9 protein-coding genes are annotated in these 9,089 nt (G+C 74.3%); 4 read left to right on the top strand and 5 right to left on the bottom strand.

What is annotated here, in order from left to right; translation table 11 throughout:
• Window positions 1-44 precede the first annotated feature (44 nt).
• Together ACQUST_RS04650 and ACQUST_RS04645 are read left to right on the top strand one after the other, a co-directional pair.
• Window positions 45-977 carry an ADP-ribosylglycohydrolase family protein gene (locus tag ACQUST_RS04650; RefSeq protein WP_435125525.1) on the top strand — a complete coding sequence of 311 codons (933 nt, stop codon included), beginning with the start codon at window positions 45-47 and terminating at the stop codon, window positions 975-977.
• An 89-nt stretch (window positions 978-1,066) separates the two neighbouring features.
• Window positions 1,067-2,311, top strand: a complete 1,245-nt coding sequence (locus tag ACQUST_RS04645) for an adenosylhomocysteinase (RefSeq protein ID WP_435125522.1) — start codon at window positions 1,067-1,069, stop codon at window positions 2,309-2,311.
• A 29-nt stretch (window positions 2,312-2,340) separates the two neighbouring features.
• Here the strand turns inward: ACQUST_RS04645 and ACQUST_RS04640 are convergent, their stop codons facing one another.
• Together ACQUST_RS04640 and ACQUST_RS04635 are read right to left on the bottom strand one after the other, a co-directional pair.
• Entirely contained in the window at window positions 2,341-3,399 is a 1,059-nt protein-coding gene (locus ACQUST_RS04640) for an AIR synthase family protein (protein WP_435125519.1), read from the bottom strand.
• Between the two features lie 84 nt (window positions 3,400-3,483).
• Window positions 3,484-4,929 (bottom strand): ASPIC/UnbV domain-containing protein, encoded by a 1,446-nt coding sequence (locus ACQUST_RS04635; protein ID WP_435125517.1) that lies wholly within the window; start codon window positions 4,927-4,929, stop codon window positions 3,484-3,486.
• Between the two features lie 204 nt (window positions 4,930-5,133).
• Here ACQUST_RS04635 and ACQUST_RS04630 point away from each other — a divergent pair, with 204 nt between their 5' ends.
• A complete protein-coding gene (locus ACQUST_RS04630) occupies window positions 5,134-5,532 on the top strand; it encodes a hypothetical protein (RefSeq protein WP_435125514.1) in 399 nt (132 codons plus the stop codon).
• A 70-nt stretch (window positions 5,533-5,602) separates the two neighbouring features.
• On the opposite strand, the gene ACQUST_RS04625 is transcribed toward ACQUST_RS04630, so the two are convergent.
• The 3 genes from ACQUST_RS04625 to ACQUST_RS04615 form a co-directional block, all read right to left on the bottom strand.
• Window positions 5,603-6,700 carry a glycosyltransferase gene (locus tag ACQUST_RS04625; RefSeq protein WP_435125513.1) on the bottom strand — a complete coding sequence of 366 codons (1,098 nt, stop codon included), beginning with the start codon at window positions 6,698-6,700 and terminating at the stop codon, window positions 5,603-5,605.
• A 136-nt stretch (window positions 6,701-6,836) separates the two neighbouring features.
• A complete protein-coding gene (locus ACQUST_RS04620) occupies window positions 6,837-7,919 on the bottom strand; it encodes a glycosyltransferase family 4 protein (protein WP_435125511.1) in 1,083 nt (360 codons plus the stop codon).
• A 139-nt stretch (window positions 7,920-8,058) separates the two neighbouring features.
• The gene (locus ACQUST_RS04615) at window positions 8,059-8,559 is read right to left on the bottom strand and encodes a gamma carbonic anhydrase family protein (protein WP_435125509.1); all 501 of its coding nucleotides are present in this window, start codon (window positions 8,557-8,559) and stop codon (window positions 8,059-8,061) included.
• Between the two features lie 88 nt (window positions 8,560-8,647).
• On the opposite strand from ACQUST_RS04615, the gene ACQUST_RS04610 reads away from it, so the two are divergent.
• Window positions 8,648-8,944 carry a ribonuclease P protein component 4 gene (locus ACQUST_RS04610; RefSeq protein ID WP_435125506.1) on the top strand — a complete coding sequence of 99 codons (297 nt, stop codon included), beginning with the start codon at window positions 8,648-8,650 and terminating at the stop codon, window positions 8,942-8,944.
• The last annotated feature ends 145 nt before the right edge of the window (window positions 8,945-9,089 follow it).

The following is a 9,089-nucleotide window of genomic DNA, read 5'->3' as shown; positions in this document are numbered from 1 at the left end:
GGCGGCGCGAAACCGGTTTCTGTGGGCGGAGCGACCGGCCGAGTATGACCGACACGGAGACGGAGCGGCGAGCCGCGGGCTGCCTGCTCGGACTGGCGTGCGGCGACGCGCTCGGCCGGCCCGTGGAGTTCCGGACGCAGTCCAGCGTCGCCGCCGAACACGGCCGCGTCACCGAGATGCTCGGGGACGGAACGCACGGCCAGCCGGCCGGGACGGTGACGGACGACACGGAGCTGGCGCTGTGTATCGCGCGGTCGCTCGCCGAGAACGGCGGCTTCGACGGCGCCGACGTCGCCCGCCGGTTCGTCGACTGGCTCGACGGCGACCCGTTCGACGTCGGCGGGATGACCGCCGACGCGCTCGGCCGCATCCGCGACGGCGCCGACTGGCGCGACGCCGGCGACGCCGTCTGGGCCGACCGGCCCGAAGGGCAGAACGCCGGGAACGGCAGCCTGATGCGCTGTGCGCCGTACGCCGTCGCGTTCCGGTCGGACCGACGCCGGCTCGCCGAGGCGGCCGCCGCGTCGTCGGCGATTACGCACGCCGACCCGCGCTGTGTCGAGTCGTGCGTCGCGCTCACCGCCGTCGTCGCGGACCTGCTGTCCGGCGCGGCGCCGGCGGCGGCGCTCGGCACCGCGCTGTCGCTCGCCGCCGACCGCGACGCGCCGACCGAAATCCGCGACGCGCTCGCCGCCGCCGACGACCCGGCTGCCGTGTCGCTCGACAACTCGGGCTACGTGGTCCACACGCTCGAAACCGCGCTGCACGACGGCCTCACCGCCGACTCGGCCGAGGACGCAATCGCCAGGGCGGCGAGCCGCGGCGGCGACGCGGACACCGTCGCCGCCGTCGCCGGAGCGGTCGCCGGCGCCCGGTTCGGCGCCGACGCGCTCCCGCCGCGCTGGCTGAACGAACTCGGCGTCGAAGCCGAGCTCCGCAGCCTCGCCGCGCGGCTCTGCGAACTCGACGCCGACTGACCGGCGACCGGGTCGCCCGCGGCGCGCGCTCGCGCCGGGGCTCGCAGTAGCCCGCAGTCTTACCACGGAACCGTGCGTACCCCCCGTCGATGAAGGAGGTGGAGCTCACCGGCCCGGCGGGCGCGGACCCGCTGGCGTGGACGCGCGAGTCGACGCCGCTGCTCCGCGGACTCGCCGACGACCTGCGGCGGGCGGAGCCGTTCGCGGGGATGACGGCGGCGGTCGCGTCGCATCTCGAACCGAAGACCGGGGTGTTCATCGAGACGGTCGCGGCCGGCGGCGCGGACGTGCTGTTCACCGGCAGCGACCCGGACAGCGGCCACGAGGCCGTCATCGACCACCTCGACGACCAGCCGGGGCTCGAAGCGTTCGCCGCCGAGGGAATGACCGAGGCGGAACTGGACGAACAGCACCACCGGCTGCTCGACCGGGAGCCGGACCTGCTGTTCGACGACGGCTGCGTCCTCGCCGCGAAACTGCACGACAGCCACGGCGACGCGCTCGAGTCGGTCGTCGGCGTCGCCGAGCAGACCACGTCCGGCGTCCACCGGCTCGAAGCGATGGCGGCCGACGACGTGCTCGCCGTGCCGGCGTTCGCCGTGAACCACACGCCGATGAAGCGCCGGTTCGACAACGTCCACGGCACCGGCGAGTCGGCCGTCTCGAACGTCCAGCTCACCGCGAACCGCATCGTCTCCGGGGAGACCGTCGTCGTCGCCGGCTACGGCCACGTCGGCCGCGGCGTCGCCGAGAAGGCGCGCGGCATCGGCGCGCACACCGTCGTCGTCGAGGTCGACCCGCGGAAGGCGCTCGAAGCGCACATGGACGGCCACCGGGTCGCGTCGATGGCCGACGCGGCCGCCGACGGCGACGTGTTCGTCACCGCCACCGGCGTCAGGGACGTCGTCCGCGAGGAGCACTTCCGGGAGATGCACGACGACGTGCTGCTCGCGAACGCCGGGCACTACGACGTCGAAATCGACGTGGACGCCCTCCGCGACCTCGCCGAGTCGACGTCGACGCCGCGCGCCGGCGTCACCCGGTTCCACCTGCCGGACGGCCGCCGGCTGAACCTGTTCGCAGAGGGCCGCCTCGTGAACCTCAGCGGCCCGTACAGCCAGGGCCACCCGGCCGCCGTGATGGACTCGACGTTCGCCATGATGACGGTCGCCGGCCGCGAACTCGTCGAGGCCGACCTGTCGCCGGCGGTCCACGCCGTCCCGGACCGGCTCGACCGCGAAGTCGCCCGGAAGAAAGCCGACGCCGTCGGCGTTCCCGTCGAGGACCGCACCGACGAACAGGCCGCGTACCTGGAGGACTGGCGGCGCGAGTAAGAGCGCCGTGAGCCGCAGCCGTCCGGCCGTTATCGCTGCCCGCTGAGCGCCTCGTACGCCGCCCACGACTCGTCCTCGGCGGGCGGTTCGACGCGGTCGCCGTCGACGTAGACGCCGCTGCCGGCAGAGACGTCGCCGACGACGGCGGCCGGCGTCCCGCGGTCGGTCAGCGCCGAGACCACGGCGTCGGCGGCGCCGGGGCGCACAGTGACGATGAGCGTCCCGGACGTCGTGCAGTTCCACGGGTCGAGCCCGAGCGCCTCGCAGGTGGCGACCGCGCCGGGGAGCGACGGGACGGCGTCGGCGTCGACGTCGAACCGGACGCCGGCGGCGCGGGCGGTTTCACAGAGCGCGCCGCGGAGGCCGCCCTCCGTGGCGTCGTGCATCGCGGTGACGCCGCCGGAGTCGCCGTCGGAATCGGTCGACGCGGCGCGGCCTGCGTCGGCGGCGGCGAGCGCGTCGCGGACGACGCCGACCTCGTCGAGGCAGGCCTGCGCGTCCCGCAGCGTCGACTCGTCGAGCGACGCGAACGCCTCGGGGTACAGCGTCGCGAGCAGCCCCGCGGTCTCGACCGCCGGGCCGTTCGTGACGACGACGCGGTCGCCCGGCCGGGCGCCGTCGGGCCGGACCAGGTCGTCGTGGTCGGCGACCCCGAGCACCGTCGCGGCGCCGACCCACGGGTACGACGCGGCCGGGTAGCGCGCGGTGTGGCCGGTCGCGACGGCGACGCCGAGGTCGGCGCACTCGTCGCTCATCGCGGTCCACAGCGCCGCGAACTCATCGTCGGTGATGCCGGCGGGGAGCGCGAACGACGGGCAGATGTGGGTCGGCGCGACGCCGGCGACGGCGACGTCCGCGAGCGCGAACGCCAGGGCGAACCGGCCGGCGCGCTCGAAGCCGAGGTCGGGGAGCACCGACAGCGGGTCGGTCGCGGCGACGAGCGCGCGGCCGCCGACGTCGAGGACGCCGAAGTCGACGCCGTGCTGCGGGCCGAGCGCGACGTCGTCGCGGTCGGCGCCGAGGTTCGGGTACACCACGTCGTCGAAGAAGCCCCGGTCCGCCTTGCCGAGCCGGTCGCCGTCGTCCATACCGGCGCTCCGGTCGGCGACCGCAAAACGGTGGTGATAGCGGCCCGGACGCGCCGCGAACGGCGTCCGTCGCCGCCGGCGCCGTCAGAACCGCGGCGCCATCGGGTGAGGAATCTCGTGTTCCCGCCGCGGCGTCGGCGCGGACAGCTCGGTTTCGCGGCCGTCGGGCCACCGAACCGTGGCGCGCTCCGGGGTGGCGTCGCCGAGGCCGAAGTGGGCGACCGGCTCCATCTGGCAGAGGTAGCCGGAGCCGGCGCAGACGACGCGGGTCTTCGTCCACGCGTCGGTTTCGAGGGTGACCGCGGCGCCGCGCGCCGGGGCGCCGTACTGCGTCGTCGGCCGGATTCGCAGCCAGTCGCCGTCGCCGTCGGCGCCGAACAGCGTCAGCGGCTGCGCGGCGAGTTCGCCGTGAACCAAGAGGAGTTCGAGGCTGCCGTCGCCGTCGACGTCGGCGACGGCGGCGCCGGTACCGAGCCCGCTCGGCTCCGCGGCCGGCCCCGCGTCGATGCGGGTCCAGCCGCCGGACGCGCCGTCGGTGTCCGCAGCGTCGGGGGCACCGGCGGTGCTGGCGTCCGCGTCGACGGGGCGTTCGCGGCGGAACAGTCTGTTTTCGGCGCCGATGGCGTGAACGAACAGTTCGTCGCGGCCGTCGTTGTCGAAGTCGGCGGCGACGACGGTGCGGACGCGGGTCGGCGCGGCGAACGCCGGCGGCGCCGCGTCGACGAACCGGCCGCCGTCGGCGGGGCCGCCGTCTGCGTCCGGCGTGAACAGCCTGCTCGGCCCCTCCCAGTTGCCGCAGGCGACGCCGCCGTCGGCGTAGGTGACGCCGCGCGCGTCGCCGTCCGGGTCGTCGACGCCGGCGGCGGCGGCGACGTCCTCGAAGTGCCCGCGGTCGTTGCGGAACAGCCGGTTCGGGCCGCGTTCGACGCCGACGAACAGGTCCATGCGGTCGGAGACGACGGGGCCGGCGAGCAGCGACCGGCCGCAGGCGTCGACGTCGAGGCCGACGGCGGACGCCATGTCCGAGAGCTCGCCGTCGTCGCCCAGCTCGTAAAACCGCGAGGGCGCCCCGTAGGAGGCGACGAAGACGCCGTACCGGCCGGTGCCGTAGCGGTCGAGTGCGGCGACCGAGCGGCCGGCGCGGAAGTTCCCGCGGTCGGCGTTGACGCCGAGGCCGAACAGGTCGCGCCACCGGGCGTCGTCGGCGTCCGGGAAGCCGTCCACCGGGTCGAGCAGCAGGTCCGTATCGCGGGTGTGCCCGCCGAACTCGTCGGTGTTGTGGACGTACAGCTCCTCGTCGCCGTCGGCGTCCAGGTCCGCCGCGGCGACCCCGATGGCGTGGCGGCCCGGGTCAGCGACGGCCGACGACGCGACGTCCCGGAGGGCGCCGTCGCGCCACGTCAGCAGCCGGTTCTCGTCGCCGTAGCCGGTCACGAGGACGCAGGGCCCGTCGACGCCCGGCGTCACGGCCGCGCCGTAGCCTCGGTGCGGCGTTCGGTCGGCGACGTCCGCGGACCGGTCCGTGAACACGCAGCGACCTCAGGGGTCGACAGGGAAGAACACACGGATTGTGACAGCCACCCGGTCTGCGCCGTCGACGCCGACGAACCGGGCGGCCAGCCGAGGGGTCGAGGCGCAGCGCGGGGCGGCGAGCAGGGGTGAGTGGTGGTGGTTCGGGCGGCGGCGAGCGGTGGAGAGACAACCCTTTTCGGGGCTCCGCACAAACCGGGACGCATGGCAGACGACGAGCCCGAGGAATCCGAGTCCGAGTCCGGAGAGGAGGAGAAGTCGTTCCGCGAGCGCGTCGAGGAGATTCGCGAGCGACGCGAACAGGAGCGCGAGGAGGGCGAAGGCGGCGCCCCGAGCCCCGAAGAGATGATGGGCGGCGGAGGCGGCGGCGGCATGGGCGGCGGCAACCCGTTCGCGCAGATGATGGGCGGCATGATGGGCGGCGGCGGAGGCGGCCCCGGCGGCATGGGCGGCGGTCCGCCCGGGATGGGCGGCGGCCCCGGCGGCGAAGAGGAGAGCGCCGGCAACGAGGAACTCGTCCGCGAGGTGCGTCAGCTCCGCGACGAGGTCCGCGACGTGACCCGGCAGCTCCAGCGCATCGCGCAGGCCGTCGAAGACGACTGACGACGCGGCGTCGCGACCGGCCACCGCGGCTGCCGGCTGCGACCCGCCGACCCGCACTCACTTTTGCTGCTCAGAGGCCGTCGTAGACGTCGCCGAGTCGGTCGACGGCGTGTTCGACGCTGACGGCGTCCCGTCGGTCGAGACAGTTCGTCGAGAGCCGGTCGCGTTCGGCGAGCGTCCGGTCGATGGCGTCCGCGAACGCGGCGGCGTCCCCCGGCGGGAACCGGTAGCCCGTGACGCCGTCGACGACCGTGTCCGAGAGCGCGCCGGCGTCGACGCCGACGACCGGCGTGCCGCAGGCGTTCGCCTCCAGCGCGACGAGCCCCTGCGTCTCGACGGGCGACGGGAACAGGAACGCGTCGAGCGACGAGTAGAACGCCGGGAGGTCCTCCCGCGGCAGGAAGCCGAGGAACCGGGCGTCGACGTCGTGTTCGGCGGCCGCGGCTTCGAGCGCGTCGCGGGCGGGGCCGTCGCCGCCGAAGACGAGCGTCGCGTCGGTGTCTGCGGCGGCGACCGCCGGGATGATGTCCGGGAGTTCCTTCTCGAAGCCGTGCCGGCCGGTGTAGCCGACCAGCGGGCCGTCCGGGAGGCCGTACGTCTCGCGGAAGCCGGCGTCGTCGACCGGGCGGAAGGTGTCGACGTCGACGCCGTTCGGGACGACCTCGATGCGGGTGTCGACGCCGATGTCGCGGAGGTGGTCGCCGGCCGGGTCGCTCGGGACGACGACGGCGTCCGCGCGGGCGAAGTAGAGCCGCTCGTAGCGCTTCGCCGCACCCTCGATGGCCGTCGCCGCCGGGCCGCCGGCGAGGTAGTCGGCGTACTCGGCCGTCGGGGTGTGGTAAGAGGCGACCAGCGGCGCGTCGATGCGGCGCGACAGGTACAGCGCCGACAGGCCGAGCGCGAACGGGGTGTGCGCGTGGACGACGTCGGCGTCGCGGACCGCCGACGGGACGCTCGGGACGGCCGCCCGGAACCCCTCGTAGAACGGGAACCGGACGCTGCGCGCCGGGTGCTCGCCGGACTCCGGGTCGTACTCGTCGGTGCCGGGGTAGACCACGTCCATCCGGCCGCCGCGGTCCTCCCACCGCTCGCGCCACGTCTGGATGGTGTAGGTGACGCCGTTCACCGTCGGCAGATACGTGTCGGTGAAGGCGGCGACGGTCTGCATTCACTCCAGGTTTTCAGAGCGGGAGGTAATGCCTTGCGTCTTCGCGGCGCGCGACGGCTCCGGCGGCGCGAACGGCGAACGGAAAACGGTGAACGGCGAAGCGGCGAACGGCGGCCCGCGCGGCGCGTGTCGGTCGTCAGGCGTCGTCGAGCAGTTCCTCGTAGGTGTCGACGAGGCGGTCGCCGACGCGGTCGAGGCTGTGTTCGGCGGCCGTCTCGCGGGCGTTCGCGCCGAGCCGCTCGCGTTCGTCGGGGTCTGCGGCGAGCCGGTCGAGCGCCGCCGCGAACTCGTCTTCGTCCTCGCAGAGCACGCAGTCGTGGCCGTCCTCGAAGTACTCGCGGAACACCGGGATGTCCCGGAGGACGCACGCCTTCCCGCACGCCATCGCCTCCAGCACGACGATGCCCTGGTTCTCCTCTTTCGTCGGGAAGAAGAACACGTCGCCGGCGCCGAACGCGCCGGGTTTGTCGTCGACCCAGCCGGTGAACGTCACGTTCTCCGGCGGGTCGCTCGTCCACTTGCGGACCGTCGGCGACGCCTGCGGCCCGGAGTCGACGGTGCCGAACCAGACGAAGTCGTGGTCGAGCCGCTCGGCGACCCGGCAGAACGCGGTGAGGCCCTTCCGCTCGAAGACGGAGCCGACCGCGAACACGACGGTCCCGTCGAGGTCGAACCGGTCGCGGTACTCCTCGCGGAGCGCCTCGTGGCCCGCGACAGAGCCGTGGTCGACGCCGTTCGTCATCGCCCGAATCGGCGCGTCCACCGGGTAGTCTGCGAGCTGGCGCTTCGTGTACTCCGACGGCGTGAGGACGAGGTCGGCCTGCGAGTAGAACCACCGGAGGTAGCGGCGGAGCGCCGGCGCGACGGCGTTCGACCCGCGGAAGCTCTCGCGGAAGTCCTCGCTCGTGACGTGACAGTGCAGCACGAGCGGCCGGCCGTGCCGCTTCGCGTGCCGCGCGACCGCGACGCTCCCCGGGCCGATGAGGTTGCAGTGCGCGACGTCGTACTCGCGGAGCGCGCCGTCGCCGGCGAGCGCGCCGCCGACGCCGCCGAGCAGCCCCGAAACCGGGCCGTCGCCGCGCCACGGCGACTCCACGACGTCGACGTCGGCGCCGGCGTCGCGCGCCCGCCGGAGCGCCTCGACCTGCTGGTCGTGCGCCGTCCCGATGCCGGCGCGCTCCAGCCGCGACTCCAGTTCGAGGTAGTTCAGGACGCGCACGGTGTGTCTGCCGCGGCGTTCTCGTCGTCCGGCCTTGAGGCTGCTGGATTGGCGCGGGCAGCGGCGACGCGCCGGCGGCGGCCGCGGTACCCACGTCGACCGCGGTACACCCGCGTCGGCCGCACCGCGCCGCAGTCGGTCACTCCAGCCGCTCGGACGTCGCCTCGTACCGGTCGGCGAGTTCGGCGTAGTGCTCGGCGGTCGCCCGCGTCGCGGGGTCGTCGAGCTCCAGTTTCGGCTCGGCGGGCGCGCCGACGACGAGCGTCTCCGGCGGCACCTCGGTCCCTTCGGTGACGACGGCGCCGGCGCCGACGACGGCGTCTTCGCCGACCTCGGCGTCGTCGAGGACGACGGCGTTCATGCCGACGAGCGCGCCCTCGCGGACCGTGGCGGCGTGGACGACCGCGCTGTGGCCGACCGTGACCGCCGGTTCGAGGACGGCGTCCTCGTGCAGCACGGCGTTGTCCTGGACGTTCGCGCCCTCGCCGACGACGATGCGGCCGCTGTCGCCGCGCAGCGACGTGTTCGGCCAGACGCTCGCGTCCGCCTCAACGACGACGTCGCCGATGACGACCGCGGCGTCGTCGACGTACGCCGACTCGGCAACGTCCGGTTCCGTCCCGTCGAACGAACGTAACACGGCCACACCTCCGAGGGAGTCCGCCTTGAAGCTGCCTCTCGCGACCCGCAAGCGCTATCCGGCGGCGCCGCCGACGCGTAGAGACGAGATGGCTGACATCGCGGAGGAGCGCATCGACCGGCTCGCGGAGCTGTCGCGGGAGGCCGTGAAGGGCGGGGAGCCGGAGCGTGCGAAGGAGTACGTTCGGCTCGCTCGCCGCCTCGCCGAGCGGCACCGCTGCGGCGTACCGCGTCGGTTCGAGCGGTTCACCTGCGACCGGTGTGACGCGTTTCTGGTCCCCGGCCGGAACTGCCGCGTCCGGCTGCAGGAGGGAAGCCACGTCGTGATTCGGTGCGGCTGCGGCGCGACCGCTCGGTACCCGTACCGGCCGGAACGCAGCGCGTGAGTCGAGCCGGCTCGGCGGCGTCGCCGTGAGCCGCAGCCGCCGCGACGGTGACGTGCAGTCGACCGCAGTCCGCCGTGAACGCCGAATCCCCGCGGCTCCGACCGGCGAGGGTAAAGTTTCAAACCGCCGCCCGCGGAACAACTGT

The organism is Halobaculum sp. D14, assembly GCF_051195135.1.
Taxonomy (GTDB): Archaea; Halobacteriota; Halobacteria; order Halobacteriales; family Haloferacaceae; genus JBNTKA01.
Note: the sequence above shows the minus strand (reverse complement) of the source record. Positions and strands in the feature narration are given on the sequence as shown.

Coding starts and splice junctions, on each gene's coding strand:
- ACQUST_RS04645 (WP_435125522.1), top strand. CDS start 1,067: ATGAAGGAGGTGGAGCTCACCGGCCCGGCGGGCGCGGACCCGCTGGCG.
- ACQUST_RS04630 (WP_435125514.1), top strand. CDS start 5,134: ATGGCAGACGACGAGCCCGAGGAATCCGAGTCCGAGTCCGGAGAGGAG.
- ACQUST_RS04640 (WP_435125519.1), bottom strand. CDS start 3,399: ATGGACGACGGCGACCGGCTCGGCAAGGCGGACCGGGGCTTCTTCGAC.
- ACQUST_RS04650 (WP_435125525.1), top strand. CDS start 45: ATGACCGACACGGAGACGGAGCGGCGAGCCGCGGGCTGCCTGCTCGGA.
- ACQUST_RS04610 (WP_435125506.1), top strand. CDS start 8,648: ATGGCTGACATCGCGGAGGAGCGCATCGACCGGCTCGCGGAGCTGTCG.
- ACQUST_RS04625 (WP_435125513.1), bottom strand. CDS start 6,700: ATGCAGACCGTCGCCGCCTTCACCGACACGTATCTGCCGACGGTGAAC.